The sequence below is a fragment of the Actinoplanes utahensis genome, assembly GCF_016862455.1.
Taxonomy (GTDB): Bacteria; Actinomycetota; Actinomycetes; order Mycobacteriales; family Micromonosporaceae; genus Actinoplanes; species Actinoplanes utahensis.
In genome coordinates this window covers 14,756-35,911 of the sequence record NZ_BOMZ01000091.1, presented here as the reverse complement: position 1 = coordinate 35,911, position 21,156 = coordinate 14,756, and the positions used below count along the sequence as shown (strand labels likewise).

The 21,156-nt window shown below is 71.4% G+C and carries 20 protein-coding genes and 1 pseudogene; 6 read left to right on the top strand and 15 right to left on the bottom strand.

All coding sequences use genetic code 11. From position 1 onward, the window contains the following. Positions 1-7 precede the first annotated feature (7 nt). The 3 genes from Aut01nite_RS32950 to Aut01nite_RS32940 are packed head-to-tail and all read right to left on the bottom strand — an operon-like array spanning position 8 to position 2,012. Positions 8-490 (bottom strand): hypothetical protein, encoded by a 483-nt coding sequence (locus tag Aut01nite_RS32950; protein WP_052164318.1) that lies wholly within the window; start codon positions 488-490, stop codon positions 8-10. Then, positions 487-1,362 (bottom strand): PaaX family transcriptional regulator C-terminal domain-containing protein, encoded by an 876-nt coding sequence (locus Aut01nite_RS32945; RefSeq protein ID WP_204037759.1) that lies wholly within the window; start codon positions 1,360-1,362, stop codon positions 487-489. Before Aut01nite_RS32945 ends, Aut01nite_RS32950 begins: the two co-directional genes overlap by 4 nt. After that, entirely contained in the window at positions 1,350-2,012 is a 663-nt protein-coding gene (locus Aut01nite_RS32940; protein WP_052164313.1) for a GNAT family N-acetyltransferase, read from the bottom strand. Before Aut01nite_RS32940 ends, Aut01nite_RS32945 begins: the two co-directional genes overlap by 13 nt. Before the next feature lie 46 nt (positions 2,013-2,058). On the opposite strand from Aut01nite_RS32940, the gene Aut01nite_RS32935 reads away from it, so the two are divergent. Together Aut01nite_RS32935 and Aut01nite_RS32930 are read left to right on the top strand one after the other, a co-directional pair. Further along, entirely contained in the window at positions 2,059-3,069 is a 1,011-nt protein-coding gene (locus tag Aut01nite_RS32935; protein WP_043530151.1) for an alpha/beta hydrolase family protein, read from the top strand. A 29-nt stretch (positions 3,070-3,098) separates the two neighbouring features. Next, positions 3,099-4,691 carry an MFS transporter gene (locus tag Aut01nite_RS32930; RefSeq protein WP_052164312.1) on the top strand — a complete coding sequence of 531 codons (1,593 nt, stop codon included), beginning with the start codon at positions 3,099-3,101 and terminating at the stop codon, positions 4,689-4,691. A gap of 91 nt (positions 4,692-4,782) precedes the next feature. Here the strand turns inward: Aut01nite_RS32930 and Aut01nite_RS32925 are convergent, their stop codons facing one another. The 6 genes from Aut01nite_RS32925 to Aut01nite_RS43880 form a co-directional block, all read right to left on the bottom strand. Next, positions 4,783-5,259 carry an RICIN domain-containing protein gene (locus Aut01nite_RS32925; protein WP_161790724.1) on the bottom strand — a complete coding sequence of 159 codons (477 nt, stop codon included), beginning with the start codon at positions 5,257-5,259 and terminating at the stop codon, positions 4,783-4,785. Between the two features lie 104 nt (positions 5,260-5,363). After that, positions 5,364-6,563 (bottom strand): fumarylacetoacetase, encoded by a 1,200-nt coding sequence (fahA, locus tag Aut01nite_RS32920; protein ID WP_043530147.1) that lies wholly within the window; start codon positions 6,561-6,563, stop codon positions 5,364-5,366. Then, the gene (locus tag Aut01nite_RS32915; RefSeq protein WP_083999701.1) at positions 6,560-7,330 is read right to left on the bottom strand and encodes a hypothetical protein; all 771 of its coding nucleotides are present in this window, start codon (positions 7,328-7,330) and stop codon (positions 6,560-6,562) included. The genes fahA and Aut01nite_RS32915 overlap by 4 nt, the downstream gene beginning before the upstream one ends. Next, a complete protein-coding gene (locus tag Aut01nite_RS32910; RefSeq protein WP_043530143.1) occupies positions 7,327-8,499 on the bottom strand; it encodes a homogentisate 1,2-dioxygenase in 1,173 nt (390 codons plus the stop codon). Before Aut01nite_RS32910 ends, Aut01nite_RS32915 begins: the two co-directional genes overlap by 4 nt. After that, a complete protein-coding gene (hppD, locus tag Aut01nite_RS32905) occupies positions 8,499-9,704 on the bottom strand; it encodes a 4-hydroxyphenylpyruvate dioxygenase (RefSeq protein ID WP_239124621.1) in 1,206 nt (401 codons plus the stop codon). The genes Aut01nite_RS32910 and hppD overlap by 1 nt, the downstream gene beginning before the upstream one ends. 198 nt (positions 9,705-9,902) lie before the next feature. Continuing rightward, positions 9,903-10,145, bottom strand: a complete 243-nt coding sequence (locus Aut01nite_RS43880; RefSeq protein WP_236643043.1) for a thioredoxin family protein — start codon at positions 10,143-10,145, stop codon at positions 9,903-9,905. Positions 10,146-10,376: 231 nt separating this feature from the next. Here Aut01nite_RS43880 and Aut01nite_RS32895 point away from each other — a divergent pair, with 231 nt between their 5' ends. Beyond that, positions 10,377-11,489, top strand: coding sequence for a transporter substrate-binding domain-containing protein (locus tag Aut01nite_RS32895; RefSeq protein WP_043530265.1), 1,113 nt, complete (start codon positions 10,377-10,379; stop codon positions 11,487-11,489). A 15-nt stretch (positions 11,490-11,504) separates the two neighbouring features. Here Aut01nite_RS32895 and Aut01nite_RS32890 read toward each other — a convergent pair whose 3' ends face one another. Both Aut01nite_RS32890 and Aut01nite_RS32885 read right to left on the bottom strand, forming a co-directional pair. Beyond that, a complete protein-coding gene (locus Aut01nite_RS32890) occupies positions 11,505-12,335 on the bottom strand; it encodes a LacI family DNA-binding transcriptional regulator (protein ID WP_043530267.1) in 831 nt (276 codons plus the stop codon). 1 nt (position 12,336) lies between these two features. Beyond that, on the bottom strand, positions 12,337-14,781 hold the full coding sequence (locus tag Aut01nite_RS32885) for a glycoside hydrolase family 2 protein (RefSeq protein WP_043530269.1): 2,445 nt from the start codon (positions 14,779-14,781) through the stop codon (positions 12,337-12,339). Between the two features lie 102 nt (positions 14,782-14,883). Here Aut01nite_RS32885 and Aut01nite_RS32880 point away from each other — a divergent pair, with 102 nt between their 5' ends. Then, positions 14,884-17,028, top strand: coding sequence for an alpha-galactosidase (locus Aut01nite_RS32880; RefSeq protein ID WP_043530271.1), 2,145 nt, complete (start codon positions 14,884-14,886; stop codon positions 17,026-17,028). Positions 17,029-17,083: 55 nt separating this feature from the next. Then, a complete protein-coding gene (locus Aut01nite_RS32875; RefSeq protein WP_043530273.1) occupies positions 17,084-18,250 on the top strand; it encodes an ROK family transcriptional regulator in 1,167 nt (388 codons plus the stop codon). A gap of 68 nt (positions 18,251-18,318) precedes the next feature. Here the strand turns inward: Aut01nite_RS32875 and Aut01nite_RS32870 are convergent. The 3 genes and pseudogenes from Aut01nite_RS32870 to Aut01nite_RS32860 all read right to left on the bottom strand — a co-directional run. Then, positions 18,319-18,603, bottom strand: a pseudogene (locus Aut01nite_RS32870) (mycothiol transferase); the annotation flags it as partial. Between the two features lie 40 nt (positions 18,604-18,643). Further along, complete coding sequence (locus Aut01nite_RS32865; RefSeq protein WP_063958845.1) at positions 18,644-19,030, bottom strand: hypothetical protein; 387 nt, start codon at positions 19,028-19,030, stop codon at positions 18,644-18,646. A 32-nt stretch (positions 19,031-19,062) separates the two neighbouring features. Next, the gene (locus Aut01nite_RS32860) at positions 19,063-19,641 is read right to left on the bottom strand and encodes an anthrone oxygenase family protein (protein ID WP_236643045.1); all 579 of its coding nucleotides are present in this window, start codon (positions 19,639-19,641) and stop codon (positions 19,063-19,065) included. Positions 19,642-19,661: 20 nt separating this feature from the next. On the opposite strand from Aut01nite_RS32860, the gene Aut01nite_RS32855 reads away from it, so the two are divergent. Beyond that, positions 19,662-20,294, top strand: coding sequence for a TetR/AcrR family transcriptional regulator (locus tag Aut01nite_RS32855; RefSeq protein ID WP_043530277.1), 633 nt, complete (start codon positions 19,662-19,664; stop codon positions 20,292-20,294). 79 nt (positions 20,295-20,373) lie between these two features. On the opposite strand, the gene Aut01nite_RS32850 is transcribed toward Aut01nite_RS32855, so the two are convergent. After that, positions 20,374-20,937, bottom strand: a complete 564-nt coding sequence (locus tag Aut01nite_RS32850; RefSeq protein ID WP_201775602.1) for a DsbA family oxidoreductase — start codon at positions 20,935-20,937, stop codon at positions 20,374-20,376. Between the last annotated feature and the right edge of the window lie 219 nt (positions 20,938-21,156).

The following is a 21,156-nucleotide window of genomic DNA, read 5'->3' as shown; positions in this document are numbered from 1 at the left end:
CGCTGTCTCAATCGTGCCGGGACAGCACCGACAGCCGGCCGGACTCGAGGAACTCGCGGCGCAGGACGTCGAGCTGACGCTTGGTCACGAAGGACGGGTTGGCGGCTTGCGGCTGCCGCAGGACTTCGAGGCCGGCCAGTTCGGGATGGGCGCGCAGGGCCTGCCGTGGCACCCAGGCGGACGGGTCGGCGATGGTCAGGTCCAGCGGCACCCACCAGCCGTGGCCGTCGGCTTCCGGGCGGGCCGGACCGCTCAGCGTGCCCCAGCCCCAGATGCCGTAGGCCACATCCCGGAAGCGGCTGCCGCTACCCCAGAACAGCACGGGCTGACCGGCTTCCATCAGGTCGAGCCGGTAGCTGCGCTGCACACACCACCGGTCCACCCGCGGGTTCCGGGCGAAACGCTCGCGCAGGTCGGTGCGGTCGGCGTTGCCCTTGATCAGCCAGGCGCCGGGGCCGTCCGCGGTGATCACGCCAGGATTCCTGCTCACGGCAGCGGGATTACCCCGCGGAAGAGGTGATGACCGCTCTCGGCGAGGACTTGTTGCAACGCCAGCCAGGTGACCCTGAACGCCGCGCGCGCCGCGACCGGCGGCCACCCCTCCGGCAGCAGTTCCAAGGGCAGCAGCGGGTCGGGAGCGATGGCGTGGTCGAAGGCGGCCGCCAACTCCAGGGCGTCCCGCAGGACCTCGACACGCCGGCTGTGCCCGGACACCTCGGCCGGCACCGGGCGGGCGGCCAGCAGCGCCACCCGCCGGTAGCGGGCGGCGATCTCCTCCAGAGGCCACAGTCGGGCGGCGAGGACGGCGGGCCGACTCTCTCCCGCGTGTCGCAGGTCCGCGGTGGTGGCGGTCCAGCCCCAACCGGGGGCCGGGGAGTCAGCGGGCGCGGAGGAGCCGGTGGCCGAAGGGTCGGCTGTCACGGTCAGTTCGGCGGCGAGGACGTCGGTCCAGTCGTTGGGGCTGACGTACATTCCCGGGTGCAGGGGGGCGCCGCCCAGGCGCAGCAGGGTGCGGCGGATCGTGTCCCGGGTGGCGCGCTCGCTCTCCGGCACCGTGAAGATCACCAGGTGCCAGCGACCGTCCCACGGTTCCAGGCCGGCGTCGCGGCGGTAGGCGAACCGGAGGAACTCGGCGTCGTGCCGTCCGGTGCGGGCGACGACGCCGGCCCGGCGCAGGAGGCCGGCGCGGCCACGGCCCTCCTGCACGTAGGCGCCGGCGGCGACGAGACGGCGGATCGTCAGGCGCACCGGCTGGTCGGGGATGCCCAGCGCGTTCGCGGTGTCGTAGACCTCGGTGAGGGCGGCGGTGCCGTCCGGGCGCACCAGGCTCTCGATCAGGAACCGGGCGCTCACCTCGGGCATGCCGGCACCTCCTTGACCATGTCGGTGACCTCGGTGAAGCCACCGTAGAGCCGGCCCAGCGTATCGACCCGCTCGCTGTGGACCGTGACGAAGCCGACCCGTTCGTACAGCGCGCGGGCGCGCGGGTTGGTGTCCACCACCGACAGCCGTACCCGTCGCAGGCCCCGCTCGGCGGCGAGGATCTCCGCCTCCCGCAACAGCAGCGTTCCGAGTCCCTGCCCGCGTGCGGCGGGGTCGACGGCGATGCCGTCCAGCAGCAGCTCGTCCGGCCGGGGCTCGCGGTGCAGGCCGAGCAGGACGAGGAACCGCCACCCGGCGCTGACGCCGTAGGCACGGAACAGGCCGGGCAGGGTCACGTCGAAGGCCGTGCCGCCGTCCAGGTGCAGCCCGGCCACGCCCCGCACCCGCCCGTCCACCGTGGCGCACAGCATGCGGTCGGGGCGCAGGTGATCGGCGAGGAACCGCAGGCGCTCGTCGCCGGCGCCCAGCGCGGCGCGCAGTTTCGCGTCGAAGGCCAGCGCGTACAACCGCGCCGCGGTCTGACGCGCCTCGGCGGGGACCGCGCGATGGATCCCGGCGAGCGGCATGTCCGGCGGCGCGGCGGCGCGGGCGGCTTCGGAGGGGTCGGACGGTTGGTTCTCGGTTCGCATCAGTGACCTATCGTTTGAGCAACGGTCGTCATTGAAAGGATAGGTCATGCGGAGATGGGTGGCGTGGGCGAGTGCGGTGGTACTGGCGGTCGCCGGGCTGGGTGCGGCGGCGGCCTGGGGGAACACGTTCGCGATGGAGGAGCGGGCGGTCAGCCTGCCGGGGCTGGACGGCACGCTCGACGGCGTGCTGACGCTGCCGGAGCACCGGTCCGGGCCGGTGCCGGTGGTCGTGTTCGTGCACGGGGACGGGCCGGTCGACGCGACGAATCAGGGGCTGTACCGGCCGCAGTTCGAGGCGCTCGCCGAAGCCGGGGTGGCATCGGTGTCCTGGAGCAAACCCGGCGTCGGCGGATCGGACGGCGACTGGCTGCGGCAGGACCAGGCCGACCGGGCGCGCGAGGTGGCCGGTGCCGTCGCGGCGCTGCGGCAGTGGCCGGAGATCGATCCGGAGCGGGTCGGGTTGTGGGGCGCCAGCCAGGGCGGATGGGTGGTCCCGGCCGCGGCGGCCGCCGATCCGCGGATCGCCTTCGTCGTCCTGGTGTCGCCGGCGGTCAACTGGATGCGGCAGGGCGAGTTCCACCTGCGGGCGAGCCTGGCGGACGACGGCGCGGACCAGACGACCCGGGACGCCGCGCTGGCCGCGCGGGACCGGGTGAACGCGGTGCTGGCGCGCGGTGGATCGTACGAGGAGTATCTGGCGGCGAAGCCGTTCGGTGAGCCGATGAACCGCGACCGGTGGGCCTTCGTCGGCCGCAACTTCCGGTCCGATGCCACCGCCGCCCTGCGCGACCTGGCCCACCGGCAGACCCCGGTGCTGCTCCTGCTGGGCGGTGACGACCGCAACGTCGACGCGCACGAGACCGAGCGGGTCTACCGCGAGGTGCTCGGGCGGGTGCGGGTGTGCTGGTTCCCGGACGCCGATCACGCGCTGGTCCGCTCGGAGGTGGCGGACTATCCGGTGCGGGCGTGGGTCACGGCGGTCTTCTCGCCGCGGCGCCTGATGGCGCCGGGCTATCTGCGGGCCATGGCCGATTTCGCGCGGGACCCCGGCGTGTAGATCCCGCGGCTCGTGGAAACTCAGGGCCGGTGAGCACCGAGACGACCACCGCCCGGGCCGTGCCGCCGTCGGCGTGGGCGCCGCTGCGGATCGCGGTCTTCCGCAGTCTGTGGCTGGCGCTGCTGGCCAGCAACATCGGCACCTGGATGCAGACGGTCGGCGCGCAGTGGCTGCTGGTGGAGCAGTCCGGCAACGACACCCTGGTGGCGGTGGTGCAGACGGCCGGCACCCTGCCGATCGTGCTGCTGGCGCTGCCGTCCGGGGCGCTCGCCGACATCTTCGACAGGCGGCGGCTGCTGATCGCCGTGCAGGTGTTCCTGACCGGGGTGGGCGCCGTGCTGACCACCCTGACGGTGGCCGGGTACATGCCGCCGTCGCTGCTGCTGACGCTGACGTTCGTGCTCGGCGCCGGGCAGGCGCTGACCGCGCCGGCCTGGCAGTCGATCATCCCGGAGTTGGTGCCGCGCCCGCAGTTGGCGTCCGCGTCGGCGCTCGGCGCGATCAGCATGAACCTGGCGCGCGCGGTCGGCCCGGCGGTGGCCGGTCTGCTGATCGCCCGGGCCGGGGCGGGTGTGGTGTTCGGCCTCAACACGCTGTCGTTCGCGGTGTTCGCCCTGGTGCTGTGGCGGTGGCGGCCGGCGGCGCCGGGAACGGCGACGACACCGGAGCGGTTCACGGCGGCGGTCCGTTCCGGCAGCCGGTACGTGCGGCACTCCCCCGTGGTCCGGCGCATCCTGCTGCGGGCGGCGCTGTTCCTGGTGCCGGGCAGCGCGCTGTGGGCGTTGTTGCCGCTGGTGGCGAGCCGTGCGCTGGGGCTGGGTTCCGGCGGGTACGGCCTGCTGCTCGCCGCGGTCGGCGCCGGGGCGGTGGCCGGGGCGCTGCTGCTGCCGCGGTTGCGGGCCCGCTGGTCGCTGAACCGGCTGCTGCTGGTCGCGAGCCTCGGTTTCGCGGTGGTGCTGGCCGTGCTGGGGACGGCCGGTTCGACGGCGGTCGTGGTGGTGGCGCTGCTGCCCGCCGGTGTCGCCTGGGTGATGGTGCTGTCCAGTGTGAACGCGGCGATGCAGCTGTTCCTGCCGAACTGGGTGCGGGCCCGCGGCCTGGCCATCTATCAGATCGTCTTCGCGGGTTCCCAGGCGGCGGGCGCGCTGGTCTGGGGTGTCGTCTCCGACCTGTGGGGGCTGCCGCCGGCGCATCTGGCGGCGGTCGTGCTGATGCTCGGCGGCGCGGTGACGCTGCGCTGGTGGCCGTTGCACGACACCAGCGGGCTGAACCGGGATCCGGCCGTGTTCTGGCCGGAACCGCACCTGGAGGTGGAGCCGGACGACCAGAACGGCCCGGTGCTGGTGATGAGCAGCTATCCGGTGCCGCCGGAGCGGCAGGCGGCGTTCGCCGAGGCGATGCAGGGGGTACGCCGTAGCCGAATGCGCACCGGCGCGGTGCGGTGGGGGCTGTTCCGGGACGGCGAACGCCCCGGCCGGATGGTCGAGGTGTACCTGGTGCCGACCTGGGACGAGCACCTGCGCCAGCACACCGGCCGGCTGACCGGCGCCGACCAGGCCGTCGAGCAGCGGGCCCTGGCTCTCACCGACGGCCCGCCCGAGGTCAGCCACCTGCTGTCCTGAGGAACGCCGTGCCGCGCTGCGCGAGCAGCCGCGAACCCGGCCGGCAGCGGCGGGCCGGCCGGTGCCCGAGTGCGGCGAGAAGTGCCGTGCCTCAGAGGAGCATCCAGGTCTGGTTGTCGTTGAAACCCCAGTTGCAGCCCCACTGCTGGATCACCGCGCCGTCGGCCTTGCTGTCGGCGTGCAGGTCGAGGCACTTGTCGGTGGAGAGCACCCGCAGCTCCCACCACTCGTCGCCCTTGTGCTGGAACTTCCAGACGTTACGGGCCTCGGCGTCACAGTCCCCGCCGTGGACGACCTGACCGTTCTCCTCGCCGTGGACGGTCAGGCAGTATCCGGTCGCCAGATTACGGATCCGGACGTGACTCTCCTCGGCGCCGTCCAGCAGCTCCCACCGCTGGAGGTCCTCGCCGGAGTCACATCCCGCCTGGGTGACGGTGCTGCCGCCGAACGCGGCGGTGAGGCACTTCTGGGAGAGCTTGTTGACGATGAGCCGCGCGCCGTCGGCGGCGGCCGCGGGTGCCGCGCCGGTGACGGCCAGCGACGTGGCGAGCAGAACCGTGGAGAGCATGGTCGGTGATCCCTTCCCCGTGGACAGGTGCCCGCTCATCATCCGGCGGGACGGGGCGGGTTTCCCCGATATCGGCGACTATCGCCCCGACCAGCGGGCTGCTCTCAGCCGCGGGGCACCACCCGGCCGGTCACCTCGCCCAGGCCGATGACGGCACCGTCCGGGCCGGGCGCGGTCGCGGTGATCGTCACCTCGTCGCCGTCGGCGAGGAACGCGCGAACCGAGCCGTCGGGCAGCTTGACCGGGTCGTCGCCGTTCCAGGACAGTTCGATCAGCGAGCCGCGCTGATCCGGCTCGGGGCCGCTGACCGTGCCGGAGGCGTACAGGTCGCCGGTGCGCAGCGACGCCCCGTTGGCGGTCAGATGGGCGAGCATCTGCGCGCCGGTCCAGTACATCCCGGCGAACGGCGGCCGGGAGATCACCTGCCCGTTGAGGCGCACCTCGAAGCCGATGTCCAGGCCCCACGGGCCGAGAGCCGCGTCGTCCAGGTACGGCTGCACCGGCACGGTCCGCGGCGGCGGCGCCACTCGGGCGTGATCGAGAGCGGCCAGCGGCACGATCCACGGGGAGATCGAGGTGGCGAACGACTTGCCGAGGAACGGGCCGAGCGGAACGTACTCCCACGATTGGATGTCCCGGGCCGACCAGTCGTTGACCAGGCACACCCCGAAGACGTGGTCGGCGAACCGGTCCGCCGCGACCGGCGCGCCCAGCCGTGACGGGACACCGACGACGAACCCCAGCTCGGCCTCGATGTCGAGACGCTGCGACGGCCCGAAGACCCCGGCGCCGCGCTGCCCGGACGGGCGGACGATCTCGGTGCCGGAGACGACCACGGTGCCGGCCCGGCCGTGATAGCCGACCGGCAGGTGCTTCCAGTTCGGCAGCAGCGGCTCCTGACCCGGCCGGAACATCCGGCCCAGGTTGGTGGCGTGCTGCTCGGAGGCGTAGAAGTCGACGTAGTCGGCGACGGTGAACGGCAGGTGCAGGATCGCGTCGCGGGCCGGGACGAGATGCCCGCCGAGCAGGTCACGGTAGACCTCGTCGGTGACCCACGTGGTCAGCGCGGCCCGCACCGCGGCCCACACTCGCGGCCCGGCGGCCAGCAGTGCGTCCAGCGACGGCCCGGCGACCGCGCCGGCCAGCGACGGTTCCAGGCGGCGGACCGCGGACGGCAGATCGATGATCCAGTCGCCGATCGCGACGCCGGCGCGCGGGTGCGGGTCCGCAGGCGTGCTGAACACCCCGTACGGCAGGGTGGCGACGCCGAACGGATGCCCGGCCGGGATGTCGAGCCAGGTCACCGTAGTTCCTCCGGGAGAAGTCGGTAGCGCAGCAGACCGGCGACCGGCTCCGCGACGCTGCACGTTCCGAAACTGACGAAATGCCGCCGAACCGCCTTCACCAGGACCTCGTCCAGGCCGGCGACCGCGGACGCGACCCGTTCCCCGTCCTGATCGGCGAGGGCCCGTTCGATGTCGTAACCCTGCACGGCGCGGGCGGTGGCGAGCATGACGTTCAGGAAGCCGTGGTGCTCGAAACCGGTCAGCGGGTCACGGTGGCGGATCGGGTCGTGCAGGCCCGCGGTCAGCTTGAACGCCACCCCCGCACGGACCGCCGACCACAGCGCGCGGGCCAGCTCGGGCTCGGCGGGGAACGCGTCCGCCCGTACCCCACCGGTCCTGATCTTCAATCGCACGCCGGCATCGCGTACGGCGGCGAGGCGCGTCGCGGTCACCTCCCCGCAGGGGATCTCGGCGTACGCCGGGAGCGTCCCGGCCGCCACGGCGGGCACGCCGGGGAACTCGACGGCGACGACGTCCACCGCCGGATCCGCGGGCGGCTCGTCCTCCGGCGACGCCAGGATGAGCGAGACCGCCAGCTTCGGCCCACCGGCGACCGCCTCGGTCAGTTCCCCGAACCGGGCGAGCGGGCACACGAACGGCCCCAGCAGCGGCGCGAGCGCCGAACCCTGCCGCTCCCGGTGCGCCTTGACCGCGTCCGGTATCGGCAGATCGCCCGGCGGGAAGATCGCCGCATCATCGAAGAGGCCGGCGAACAGCGGGTTCACGAGCGCCGCGCCCAGGTCCAGGCGTACACGCCGTCGTCACAGACCCGGCCCGCCTCCCCGAGTCCGAGCGGCCGGAACGTGTCCACCATGACCGCCAGCTCGTCGAACCGCTCCGCGCCGAGGCTCGCCTCGATCGCCGCCGGCTGCGGCCCGTGCGGATAGCCGCCCGGGTGCAGCGACACCGACCCGACGTTGATCCCGGAACCCTTGCGCGCCTCGTAGTCGCCGCCGACGTAGAACATCACCTCGTCGCTGTCGACGTTGGAGTGGTAGTACGGCACCGGCACGGACAGCGGGTGGTAGTCCACCTTCCGCGGCACGAAGTTGCAGATCACGAAGTTGGGACCCTCGAAGACCTGGTGCACCGGCGGCGGCTGGTGCACCCGGCCGGTGATCGGCTCGAAGTCGGCGATGTTGAACGCGTACGGGTACAGGCACCCGTCCCAGCCGACCACGTCGAACGGGTGATGCGGCAGCACGTGCACGGTCCCGCCCGCGCGATGCCTGATGTAGACCTCGACGTCCTGGTCCTCGACGATCCGGGGATCTGAGGGGGTACGCAGATCGCGTTCACAATACGGCGCGTGCTCGAGGAACTGGCCGTACCGGGACAGGTACCGCTTCGGCGGCGCGATGTGCCCGTTGCTCTCGATGACGTACAGCCGCAGCGCGTCGTCCGGCACCCACCGGTGCGTGGTGGCCCGCGGGATGATCACGTAATCACCCGGCCCCACCACCAGATCACCGAAGACCGTCTCGACCGTGCCGCTGCCCGCCTCGACGTAGACACACTCGTCCCCGGTCGCGTTCCGGTACAGCGGCGACTCCGCCCCCGCCACCACGTAGCTGATCCGCACGTCGTCGTTACCCAGCACCAGCCGCCGGTCCCGGACCGCGTCGCACGACTTCCACTCCTCGCCGTCGAAGAGCGTGTGCAGCTTCAGGTGCCGGGGCAGCAGCGGCAGGTTCGCCTCGGTGCTCTGGTCCGGCATCTGCCAGATCCGCGCCCCGGTCACCGCCGACGGCACATGCCGGTGGTACAGCAGCGACGAGTCGGAGGAGAAGCCCTCCTCCCCCATCAGCTCCTCGTAGTACAACTTCCCGTCCGGGTCCCGGTGCTGGGTGTGCCGCTTCGGGGGGACGCTGCCGGCCCGCTGATAGTGCGCCATCAGAAGTTCCCGCGTTTGGCCTGCTCGCGCTCGATCGCCTCGAACAGCGCCTTGAAGTTGCCCTTGCCGAACCCGAGCGACCCGTGCCGCTCGATCAGCTCGAAGAACACCGTCGGCCGGTCCCCGATCGGCTTCGTGAAGATCTGCAGCAGGTAGCCGTCCTCGTCCCGGTCCACCAGGATGCCGCGCTTCTGCAGCTCCTCGATCGGCACCCGGACGTTGCCGATGCGGGCCCGCAGCTCCGGGTCGGAGTAATAGGAGTCCGGCGTGGCCAGGAACTCCACACCCTCCTCCACCAGCGCGTCCACCGCCCGCAGGATGTCGTTGGTGGCCAGCGCCAGATGCTGCGCGCCCGGCCCCTTGTAGAACTCCAGGTACTCGTCGATCTGCGACTTCTTCTTGGCGATCGCCGGCTCGTTCAACGGGAACTTCACCCGGTGGTTGCCGGACGCGACCACCTTGCTCATCAGCGCCGAGTAGTCGGTGGCGATGTCGTCGCCGATGAACTCCGCCATGTTCGTGAAGCCCATGACCCGGTTGTAGAAGTCCACCCACTGGTCCATGGCGCCCAGCTCGACGTTGCCGACCACATGGTCGAGAGCCTGGAAGATCCGCTTGGGCGCGCCGGGACGCTTGCGGTGCGTCGAGGTCCGGGCCACATAGCCGGGGAGGTACGGGCCCGAATAGTTGCTGCGGTTCACCAGGGTGTGGCGGGTGTCGCCGTACGCCGCGATCGCCGCGATCCGCACCGTGCCGAACTCGTCGCTGACGTCGTGCGGCTCCTCCAGGACGGTCGCCCCCTGAGCCCGGGCGTGCTCCACACACTTGTCCACGTCCGGAACGGACAGGGCGATGTCGGTGATGCCGTCGCCGTGCCGGGCGTGATGCGCGATGACCGGGCTGTCCGGGTCCACCCCACCCTGGACGACGAACCTGATCGCGCCGCTCTTCAGCACGTACGACATGTGGTCACGGTTGCCGGTCTCCGGCCCCGAGTAGGCGATCAGCTCCATCCCGAACGCCGACTGGAAGAAGTGCGCGCTCTGGGTGGCGTTACCGACCGCCCAGACGATCGCGTCCCACCCGGTCACCGGGAACGGATCCCCCGCCGAGTCGTACTCGACGAGGCCCACCAGCTGCTTGAGGCTGTCGAGATCGAGCTCGGCGAGCCGCTCCTCATCGGTCAACGTCTCATTGATGGACATCGGCGCTCCCTCCAGCGACCCTGCTGATGCCCACAGCATGCTGAGACCCCGGTCACTGCACAACAATGACGTTTCCCGGCACGCACTTTGCACAGATGTTGGGGTAGTTACCCACCGGTACTAGGCAATCTGCTCAGGCGCCCGCCGCTCCCAGCGTGAGCGCATGTCGTCCACACCAAGCGTGCGCCCTCCCTGCGGTCAGGCCAGAAGCGCATCGAAGCCGGGTGCGACGCGGGACGGAACGTTGACCTTGACCAGCTTGACGCGGCCGGCGAGGTCGCGCGCGACGCGCTCCAGCGCCGGGGTGACCCGGCGGCACGGGCCGCACCACGGGGCCCAGAAGTCGACGAGCACCGGCATCGGGGAGCGCTCGGCGACGTCGGTGAAGGTGCGGTCGGTCGCGTCGGCGATCCACGGCGGCCCGTTCGGAACGGTTTCCACCGAGGCTTTCGCCTTTCCACAGCCCTCCGAATGATATTTGTGAATCGAAATTCTCACAAAAGGGGCGAACCTTGCCGCCAGCCACCGCGAAAGGATGAACGAGTCGCTGCCCGCTTTGCCGGGAGGTAGGACGAGATTAGATTGCGCACTGTGCATTCAGCCCCCACCCAGACGAGCACCCCGGACGGCACGGCCAGTGATTTCAAAATACTGAGGCCGACTGTGTGGGCAATGGCGATCACTGTTTCACTCGGCCTGGCCGGCTACATCTCCTTCGTCGACCGGGACACGACGGCGACTCTCGCCTGGCTGGTTCCGGCCGTTACCGCGATCGCGGCCGTGGTCGCCACGATTCTGAGCAGAAGGGCGGCGGCCCCTCCCTCCCGGCGATACATCGTCGTCGAAACATGTTTCCTGCTGATCCCGGTTCTCGCAATGGCCGGCGGAGTGCTCGTCCACCCTCCGCCATACCACCAATTCAGCGACGACGACCCGGACAAGTTCTTCAGCCGGAAACTGAGGATCGGGATCACCGGCAGCCTGAACGGATGGAGCAGGAACGGGTCGCGCGGGTTCGATGATCAGCTGGCGTCCTTCATCGCCCGGCACAAGAAGACCGACTGGACGCCCGTGCACGTGGACGGGAAGAACAAGATCACCATGCTCGACGAGGGCACGGCCGACACACCGCCGGTGGACCTCATCATCGCCACCTTCACGATGAACGCCGATCGAGCCGGCAAAGTCGACATGGCCGGGCCGTACTACATCGACACCACCGGCGTGTGGAAGAACTCGACGAAGTCCGGCGTGTCACCGAAGATTGCGAGAGTCTGCCAAGCGAAGAACACCACCGGAGTCGGCGCGGCAGGCCAGTTCAGCCGCCAGTTCCTGGGCGAGAAGTTCGCCGGCGTCTACGAGCGGGAAACAACACTGGAATGCCTTCACGACTTCCAGCAGAGTAATTCTGACACCGTGTACGTGGCTTCCGACTGGAGCATCCTCCGCACGTTCAACAGCAACATTCCGGTCACCGATGGAAACGACTACCCGCCCGCCAAGAAGGATGCACAGGGCAACGTCCTGGACCCCGGCCCACCTCCGTCCGGAGTGAAGCTGCGCGCCGACGACAGACAAGAGTACGGAATTGCGATCAAGAATGGTCATCCGAAGATCTGCGCGGCGCTCACGGACCTCATCAACCAGTTCTTGAGCGCCAATGACGGTTTCGGGGACGCCTACGGCGAGAACCTGCAACCATTCCTCGGCCCGGCCATCCACGACTGGCACAACCCTCAGCGCGCGCACGATCCGGGGACACCGTCGACTCACGCGTGCACCTGACGTTCGCGGTCGGCGCTATGCGGGCGCCGGGCCGGTGCTCGCGCGCTCCAGGACGCGGATCGGCGGGCCGGGGTGTTCGGCGGGCGCCGCGCCGTCCAGGGTGTCCAGGACCGCGCGGGCCAGGGTGACGCCATGCTCGTGGACGTCGATGCTGAGCGCCGACAGCGGTGGCACGGCCAGCTCGCAGAGCGGCGAGTCGTCGTACACCAGCATGCTGACCTGCGACGGGACCCGCACGCCGGACCGGAGCGCCGCGACGGCCATCACGTCGTTGTCGAAGACGACGGCGGTCGGCGCCGGGTCCGCGCCGAGCAGCTCCTGGATGCCGAGGATGCCCGCCTCGGCGCTGTAGTCGCCCTCGACGATGTGCACCCGCACGTCGCAGGATGCGGCGGCGGCGTGCATGGCGGCGGTCCGTTCGGCGGTGTGCACCAGGTCGGCGGGGCCGCTGACCCGGCCGATCACCCGGTGGCCGAGGGCGGACAGCATCCGCACGGCGGCGGTCATCGCGCCGGCGTCGTCGGTGACCACCCGGGCGAAGGACGGGGCGTCACAGCGGCCGGCCAGCACCGCGGGCAGCCCGATCTCGGCGAGGCGGGCCGGGCGGACGTCGTCGTGGACCAGGTTGACCACGACGACGGCGCGGACCGTGTGGTCGCCGGCCCAGCGCCGGTAGGTGGCGAGTTCGGTGTCGAGGTCCGGCACGACCAGGAGCAGCACGTTCACCCCGTGCGGGGCCAGCTCCTGCTCCATCCCGGCGATCAACTCCATGAAGAACGGCTCGACACCGACCCGGGCGGCGCTGCCCGCGAGCACCAGCCCGATCAGGCCGCCCGGGTCCGGCACGTCAGCCCACCTTCGCCGGCAGGGCCAGCGAGTTCGCCGAGCGCAGCACCTCGGGCGCGGTGAACTCCTCGCCGCCGACGGTCGCCGTGGTGGTCACCGTGAACGTGTGGGTCTCCCCGGGCAGCAGGTCGACGAGCATGCTGTCGGCGACGGCGTCGGGGGCGACCCGGTCGGCGAGCACTGCCACGTCCCGGGCGAACGATGCGGCGGTCACGGTGATCGAGTATCCGCCCTCGGTGCGGACGGCGTGCGCCCGGACCGCCGCGGGATCGTAGGCCAGGTCGAAGTCCTCGGCGAACAGGTGGGTGGCGCGCTGCCCGCCCAGGTCGGCGACCAGCACCTCGCGGTCCGGCTGGGCGACGGCGAGCAGTTCGGGATCGAGGTCGAACAGGACGACGGAACGGGCCGGGACGTCCACGTCGATGCCGCCGGCGGCGAGTCCGGTGCCGTCGAAGCACACCCGCCGCAGCCGGACGCTGCCACGCCACGGCTGGTCGCTGTCGTTGATCGCGGCGAGGACGGTGCGGTCGCCGCGCTTCTGGAAGGTCAGCACCCGCGGCGCGTACGCGGCCCGCAGCGCGTACCACGCCGGTTTGAGCCGCCCGGCGCCGTCGACGACGGCCCACGAGGTGACCGGCCAGCAGTCGTTGAGCTGCCACAGGATGCTGCCCATGGTGCGCGGGGCGTGCGAGCGGAGATGCCCGATCGCGTACGCCGTCGCCCTAGCCTGGTTGAGCTGGGTCGCCCAGTGCCACGCCGCGAAGTCCTCCGGAACCGGCATGTGGTGGGCGAGTCCCCGGTCGAGTTTGCCGTTGCCGTCCTCGGCCTTCTGGTGCAACAGGAACGCCGCCGCATCCTTGCGCAGGTCACCCGGCTCGATGGTGGCGACCAGCGTGGACCAGGCGGGCGGCGCCTGCCAGCCGAACTCGGAGCAGAACCGGGGCACGAACTCGTCGTGGAACGTGTAGTCCTCCCGGTTCCACGCCTCCCATTCGTGGCGGGTGCCGTGCCGGTCGTCGTTGGGGTGCACGTCGGCCGGGTCGAAGCCGGGACTGGACGGGCTGCCCGGGTGGTACGGCCGGGTCGGGTCGAGTTCGGCGAGCAGCGCCGGGAAGTCCTCGTAGTAGTAGCGGGCGCCCCAGGTCGCGCCGTCGAGCTGCTCCTTCCACTGCCAGTCCTCGTGGCCCCAGATGTTCTCGTTGCCGCCGTTCCACAGGATCAGCGACGGGTGCGGGGTGAGCCGGGTGATGTTCTCCCGGGCCTCGGCGAGGATCTCCGACCGGAGCGGCTCCTCCTCGGCGTACGCCGCGCAGGCGAGCGGGAAGTCCTGCCAGACCAGCACGCCGCGCTCGTCGCACACGTCGTAGAAGTCGCCGGACTCCCAGATGCCGCCGCCCCAGACGCGCAGCAGGTTGGTGTTGGCGGCGACGGCCCGGTCCACGGCGGCTTCCAGACGTTCCCGGGTGATCCGGGTGAGCAGGTGGTCCTCGGGGATCCAGTTGAGCCCGAGCACGAAGATCTGCTGCCCGTTCACCGACAGCGTGAACCTCGTGCCGTGCTCGTCGGGGCTCTCGTCGAGCCGCACGTCCCGGAACCCGACCCGGCTGTGGTGCTCGTCCAGGGTCTCGCCGTCCGCCAGGAGCCGCACGGTCACCGGCACGAGGGGCTGGTCCCCGTACCCGGCGGGCCACCACAGCGGCGCGCCCGGCACGTCGATCTCCACGACGCCGCGGTCGCCGGCGAGGTCCAGGTGGGCGGTCCGGTCACCGACGGTGACTTCGACCGTGAGGGGTACGCCGGACGCGCGCTCCACCTCGACGTGGACGGTGAGCCGGTCCCGGGTCGCCAGCGGCCGGACGGCGGCGAGCCGTGCGGTGTGCCAGCGTTCCAGGCGCACGCCCTTCCAGATGCCGGCGGTCTGCAGGTCGGGACCCCAGTCCCAGCCGAACGAGCAGGCCATCTTGCGGACCGCGTTGAACGGGTGCGGATACGGCCGGGGGCGGCTGCCGACCTGCCGCTCGACCTGCTCGGCGTACTCCAGGGCGGACGCGAAGTGCACGGTCAGCGGCATCGGCCCGTCGTGCAGCAGCTCCCGCACGTCGAACCGGTAGCCGCGGTGCATGTTCGCGGTCCGCCCGATCTCGACCCCGTCCAGCTCGATCGTCGCGACCGTGTCCAGGCCGTCGAAGACCAGGTCGACGCGCTCGCCGGGGGCGGCCGGAGCGGCGCTGACCGTGGTGTCGTAGCGCCACGAGGTGCGGTGGAACCAGGCCAGGGCGGTCTCGTTCGTGCCCAGGTAGGGGTCGGGGATCAGCCCGGCGGCGAGCAGGTCGGTGTGGACCGTGCCGGGCACGATGGCGGGCAGCGCCTGCCCGGCGATCCCGGCGGGGACCGGTCCGCCGGTGGCCCGGACGGTCCAGCCGTCGTGAAGGTCAGTCCTGAGCATGGCGGGCGGCGCTCCTGTCGGGCGATTCCTGCTGGCGGGCTGGGCATCCACATTCTTAAGCTACTGAACGAAGTCCGTCAACGCAGTGGAAGCGGAGGCCCGATGCAGCCCCTGATACACCTCAGCGCAGCCGGAGTCAGTGTCGTGCTGGATTGCCGGGGAACCGGGCTGCCGACCATCGTTCACTGGGGTGCGGCCCTCGGTGACCTGACCACCGACCAGCTCGGCGATCTCGCGCTGGCGGCGGCGCCGCAGCCGATCGGGTTCTCCGCCGACACCCCGGTGCGGGTGTCGCCGGTTCCCGAACAGTCGGGCGGGTGGCTCGGGTTCCCGGGGCTGGCCGGGCATCGGGACGGGACGGCGTGGTCCAGCGCGTTCACGCTACGCGATGTCGTCCGGGACGCGTCCCGCGTACGGATCACGGCTTTCGATCAGGCCGCGGGCCTGGAGCTGACCGTGGACCTGGAGTTGCACCCCGCCGGGATCCTGCGGGCCCGGGCGAGGCTGACCAGCACCGCACCGGGGACCTATTGGCTCACCCACCTGATGGTGTTCCTGCCGGTGCCGGCACGGACCACGGAGCTGCTCGACTTCACCGGGCACCACCTGCGGGAGCGCGCGCCGCAGCGGACCGCGTTCACGCACGGGCTGCGGGTGCGGGAGAACCGGACCGGCCGGACCGGGTACGACTCCGCGTACCTGATGTGCGCCGGCACGCCCGGATTCGGCAACCGGCACGGGCAGGTATGGGGCGTGCACACGGCGTTCTCCGGCAACACGCAGACCATCGCGGAGCGTAACTATCACGGGCATTCCGCGCTCGGGGGCGGCGAGCTGCTGATGCCCGGCGAGATCGGGCTGGCCGAGGGCGAGAGCTACACGACACCGTGGATCTACGCGGCGTACGGGGCGGACGGCCTCGACGCGGTGTCCCGGCGGTTCCACGAGTTCCTGCGAGCCCGGCCGCAGCACCCGCGATCACCCCGGCCGGTCGTGGTCAACACGTGGGAAGCCGTCTATTTCGATCACGACCTGTCCCGGCTCACCGCGCTCGCCTCCGCCGCGGCATCGGTCGGCGCGGAACGGTTCGTGCTGGACGACGGATGGTTCGGGTCGCGGCGCGACGACACGTCCGGGCTCGGCGACTGGGTGGTGTCGCCGGACGTCTGGCCGGACGGACTGAAACCGATCATCGATGTCGTCCGCGGGCTCGGCATGGAGTTCGGGCTGTGGGTCGAACCGGAGATGATCAATCCGGATTCGGATCTCGCGCGCGCCCACCCGGACTGGATGATGGCGGCCGGCGACCGGTTGCCGCCGCCGGCCCGGTCCCAGCAGGCCCTCGACCTGCACAACCCTTCGACGTACGCCCACCTGCGCGACCGTCTCGACGCGTTGCTGACCGAATACGACATCGCGTACCTGAAATGGGACCACAACCGGGACCTCGTGGACGCCGGCCACCCCGCGTCCGGACGGGCCGGGGTGCACGACCAGACCCGTGCCGTCTACCGGCTGCTGGACGAGCTACGGGAACGCCATCCGGGAGTGGAGATCGAATCGTGCTCGTCCGGAGGTGGCCGGGTCGACCTGGAGATCCTGCAACGGACCGACCGGATCTGGGCGTCCGACTGCATCGACGCGCACGAGCGGGTGCCGATCCAGCGGTGGACGAGCCTGCTCGTACCCCTGGAGTTGATCGGATCGCACGTCGGCGCCGGCCGCGCCCACACCACCCACCGGGAACTGCCGCTCGACATGCGGGCCGGCACCGCGATCTGGGGACACCTCGGCATCGAATGGGACCTGACCAGGGCGACACCGGCGGAACGCGCGCGGCTGGCCGAGTGGGTGGCGCTCTACAAACAGGTGCGCGGGCTGCTGCACACCGGGACACTCGTGCACGCCGACGTGGCCGACCCGGCGTACGAGCTGACCGGGGTGGTCTCCGGCGCCGACGCCCTGTACGCGCTGACCACCACCGCGACGAGCGTCTCCTACCCGCCCGGGACGGTGACGCTGCCCGGCCTCGACGATGACCGGGTCTACCACGTACGGCCGCAGCCACCCGGCGACGTCCCCGACGGCAACGCCCTCGCCTGGGGTTTCCCGCTTCCCTGGGCGACCTCCGAGGGGGTCCGGATGACCGGGCGCGCGCTTGCCACCTCCGGCCTGCGGATGCCGGTAATGTATCCCGATCGCGTCCTGTTGATACGCGCCACGGCCGACAGTCAGGGGAATCCGTGAGCATCGGTTCGCGGCCTCGCCTCCGTCGGCGGGCCGGCCTCGCTCGGAGGGCTTCGTGACGGAGGCGACCCGCCGGCGGCGGCCGGGGGCACGGGAGAGCATCCTCGACGCGATCCGGGCGTCCGAGCCGCTCAGCCGGGTCGAGCTGGCCGCGATCACCGGGCTCACCGAGGCCGCCGTGTCGATGACCGTACGCCGTCTGCTGGAGGACGGCCTGCTCGTCGAGACCGGCCGGACCCCCACCGGCGGCAAACCGCGCACCCTGCTCCGGCTGGACCCGGCGGCCCGGCTCGCCGTCGGCGTCTACCTGGACCGGGACACCACCACCTACGTGCTGACCGGCCAGACCGGCGGCGTCATCTCCCGGCTGGCCCGCCCCGCCCCCGCCGACGACCTGCCGGCACACCTCACCGACGGCATCGGCACCCTGCTGGCCGGGTCCGGCGTCGACCCGGCCCGCTGCCTCGGCGTCGGTGTGGTCTGGCCCTGCACGGGCAGCGGCATCGCCCGGTTCGACGACGCGCCACCACACCTCAGCGGCTGGGACGGCGACGAACTGGGCCGCCGGCTCACCGAGTCGACCGGCTGGCCGGTGCTGGTGGAGAACGACGCGACCGCCGCCGCCGTCGGTGAATACTGGGTGGCCCGGGTCGGGCCGCAACAGGCGTTCGCCGCCCTCTACATGGGCAGCGGCCTCGGCGCCGGCATCATCGTCGAAGGCCGGGCCATGCGTGGCGGGCACGGCACCGCCGGCGAGTTCGGGCACGTCTGCGTCCAGGTCGACGGCCCGGAATGCTGGTGCGGCAGCCGCGGCTGCCTGGAGGTGATCGCCGGCCCGCGCACTGTCGTGCTGGCCGCCCGCGCCGATCCCGCCATCGGTCTCGTCCCCGGCCGCAGCATCGGCGCCGACTTCGCCGCCATCGCCCGGGCCGCCCGCGCCGGCTCGCCCGCGTGCCTCGCCCTCCTCGAGGAGTCCGCCCGCTACGTGGCCGCCGCCGCCGAGTCGGTCGTCAACCTCCTCGACATCGACCTGGTCGTCCTGACCGGGCCGGGTTTCGCGGCGGCGTCGTTCGTGTACGGCCCGGCCATCATGCGCCGGATCCAGCCCGCCGACGCCCGTACCTGGAACCGCTCGGTCACGGTCACGGTGTCCCTGGCCGCCGCCACGGCGTCCGCCACCGGGGCCGCCGCCCTGGTCCTGCAATCCGACCTGCGCCGCTGACCTGGGTCGGACCGTGCTGTCCCGGGCGCCGCCTGATCAACGGCCGGTGACGCCGTCGATCAGTTCGCGGACGGCCGCTCCTCAGCGACCGTCATGCTCCAGCCGGCATCGGCGTACCGGGCGTCACCGGCCACCGTGTATCCGGACCAGCAACGCTCGGCATCGGTCAGATGCTGAACCAGCCCGAGCAACGTCGTATCCGAAACCACGAGGCGGCGCCGCAGCTGCTCCTCATCAAGGCCGTCGACCTTCTTCAGCACGCTGGAACGGGCGAACGCCAGGAACGCCAGCGCCGTGTCCGCCTCGTCGTCGACGTCGTTGAACCGCACAGGTTCGCGTGGGAACTCGAGCATGGAGCGACCGTGATGTGCTCCTCGCGCCGCGGCATCCCCCTCACTCCGATCCGGACCGTGACGGCCCCTGCTCAGGCGCCGGAGTGCCGGGCTGGACGAGCTTGGCGACACCGAACGCGACAATCCAGGGCAGCGACAGGAAGCCACCGCAGCCGACCAGGATCAACAGGGCGACATCGGCGACCGCACCGTGGAACCGCAGGTCCGGCCACGAGAAGTTGCTGCCCAGCACCGACAGCCCGTAGAACAGCAGGATCACGGCACTGATCCCCACCGCGGCGCGGCGCCCACGACGGCTCCCCGAGGCGGCCCAGGCACCCAACCCCAGCATGATCATGGGTACCAGGCACAGCCCGGACATCAGGACCAGCCCGATGTAGGTCTCCCCGGGCCCATCGGCCAGGGTCGTGGCGGCGACATCAGCCATCAGGGATCTCCAGACGCGGCAGGGAACGGTGGTCACCCACGGGCGGACGGGCGGGCGTGCACGATCAGCGCCCGGACCAGGCAGACCAGAGCGGCGGTCGAGGCGAGCGTACGAACCAGGTTCCAGCGCACCCAGACGTCCTCGTACGCCGCCCGCACCGCCGCGGGATCGCTGATGACGCCGGGGTCGCCGGCTGCCGCGAGCTCCTCGTTGAGCGGCACGCTGATGCCCATCGTGATCGCGAAGGCGGCCGCGTAGAGCAGGAAGGCCGCCGCCGCCCACGGCAGCACCCGCCTGCCGTCACGGCGCAGGTGCAGGATCGCGGCCGCGGCCGTCAGCGGCAGTGCGCCGAAGAAGCTCGCGGCGAACCATCCGTTGCGGACGGTGGCGTTGATCCACTGCATGGCGGTGATGAAGGTGTGATCGTCGACCCGGGCCAGCCCGAGCATGACGGAGCAGGCGTAGGCGTAGAAGAACCCGGCGATGAGCCCGGTCGCCACGGCGGCCGCCCCCAGGGTCCAGGCGCGTGCGGTGCGCTGCACGGTGTGCCTCCAGCTATAATCGAACCAGTGGGTACGAATTAAACCGTACTTGATGGTTCGATTAATCACCAGTGCCAGCGGAGGCCCCCGTGACCGGACAGACCCGACGAGGACGGCCCCGCGCCGGCGAACAGGAGGCCCGCCGCCACGCCGCCCTCGACGCGGCGCTCACCGAACTCGTCGCCCACGGCCTCGACGGCACCACCATGCAGGCCGTCGCCGCCCGTGCCGGCTGCTCGAAAGAGAGCCTCTACACCTGGTTCAACAATCGGGACGGGCTGCTCGCGGCCCTCATCGAACGACAGTCCGCCCAAGTCACCGCGGCCGTGACAGCCGCTCTCGACAGCCCCGCCGAGCCGCGCGCCACCCTGACCGTCATCGCCGAGAACCTGCTCCGGCTGCTCACCAGCGACACCTCGGTGGCACTGAACCGGGCCGCCATGACCTCCCCCGACCTGGCCGCCCTGCTGCTGCGGCACGGCCGGCACACCACCGGGCCGCTGATCGAGGACTACCTGACCCGGCTCATCGGCCAGGGCCACCTGCGCACCGGCGATCCCGCCGAGGCTTTCCAGCTGCTGTACGGGCTCGTCGTCCGCGACGTACAGATCCGCTCCCTGCTCGGCGAGCCCGCGCCCCCACCCGGCCGGCTCCGCGCCGACGCCGAACTGGCTGTCGACCGCTTCCTCACCCTCACCGACGACACCCCACCGCGCGACTGAACCGGCTGCCCACCGTCGGTGCGGGCCACGCCGCTCTATCGCTTGCGGTGTGGCCGGCGTTGGAAGGGGCCGAGGGTGTCTACTCGAAGAGGCGGCGGAGCTGGGCGACGGGCTGGATGACTGACACGGGAGGGCCTCCATCGATCACCAGGGTGGGGACGCCGGTGACGCCGTGTTCGACACCGCGGCGCCGGTCGGCGCGGACGTCCTCGGCGTAGTCGTCGCCGACCAGGACGGCGTGGACCTCGGTGTCGGCGAGCCCCGCCGCGCCGCCGAGGCGCTGGAGGACCTGCGGGTCGGCGATGTTGAGCCCGTCGGTGTGGTAGGCGCGAAGTAGCTGCTCCAGCATCTCGTCGGCTCTGTCACGGTCGGCGGCGAGGTGGCACAATCGGTGCGCGTCGAAAGTGTTCACCGGCCTGGCCCGATGCAGGTTGATCGATAGGCCCTCCGCGGCGCCCAGGGATTCGATGGTGGCCTTCCGGGCGCCGGCCTGATCTCCCCACCACCCGGTCATCGCTTCCGCGGCGGTGGGACCCGGGTTGCGGCTTTCTCCGGGTGCGAGCTCGTAACTGCGTATGACGACCTGAACCCGGCGCCGGTCGGTGACGAGGTCGAGTGCCGCGGTCAGGCCGGAGGGTGCCACCGGCTGGGGATCGGATGCTTCGCCGGCAATCGTGGGCTGGTCGACCTGGAGAACAGCGATCCGTTCGGGGTAATCCGTATCGGGGCGAACCTCCGATGAACGACCGCGGTCGGCGGCGCGATGACCTATGGGCGATTGGTACGCCGTCCGGCAGGGTGATCGGGGTCGCCGTCATACGGCTATCCGATACCCGCCGCGACAGGAAGTTGATTCATGCGA

Coding starts and splice junctions, on each gene's coding strand:
- Aut01nite_RS32945 (WP_204037759.1), bottom strand. CDS start 1,362: ATGCCCGAGGTGAGCGCCCGGTTCCTGATCGAGAGCCTGGTGCGCCCG.
- Aut01nite_RS32940 (WP_052164313.1), bottom strand. CDS start 2,012: ATGCGAACCGAGAACCAACCGTCCGACCCCTCCGAAGCCGCCCGCGCC.
- Aut01nite_RS32935 (WP_043530151.1), top strand. CDS start 2,059: ATGCGGAGATGGGTGGCGTGGGCGAGTGCGGTGGTACTGGCGGTCGCC.
- Aut01nite_RS32925 (WP_161790724.1), bottom strand. CDS start 5,259: ATGCTCTCCACGGTTCTGCTCGCCACGTCGCTGGCCGTCACCGGCGCG.
- Aut01nite_RS32910 (WP_043530143.1), bottom strand. CDS start 8,499: ATGGCGCACTATCAGCGGGCCGGCAGCGTCCCCCCGAAGCGGCACACC.
- hppD (WP_239124621.1), bottom strand. CDS start 9,704: ATGTCCATCAATGAGACGTTGACCGATGAGGAGCGGCTCGCCGAGCTC.
- Aut01nite_RS32895 (WP_043530265.1), top strand. CDS start 10,377: ATGGCGATCACTGTTTCACTCGGCCTGGCCGGCTACATCTCCTTCGTC.
- Aut01nite_RS32885 (WP_043530269.1), bottom strand. CDS start 14,781: ATGCTCAGGACTGACCTTCACGACGGCTGGACCGTCCGGGCCACCGGC.
- Aut01nite_RS32880 (WP_043530271.1), top strand. CDS start 14,884: ATGCAGCCCCTGATACACCTCAGCGCAGCCGGAGTCAGTGTCGTGCTG.
- Aut01nite_RS32865 (WP_063958845.1), bottom strand. CDS start 19,030: ATGGCTGATGTCGCCGCCACGACCCTGGCCGATGGGCCCGGGGAGACC.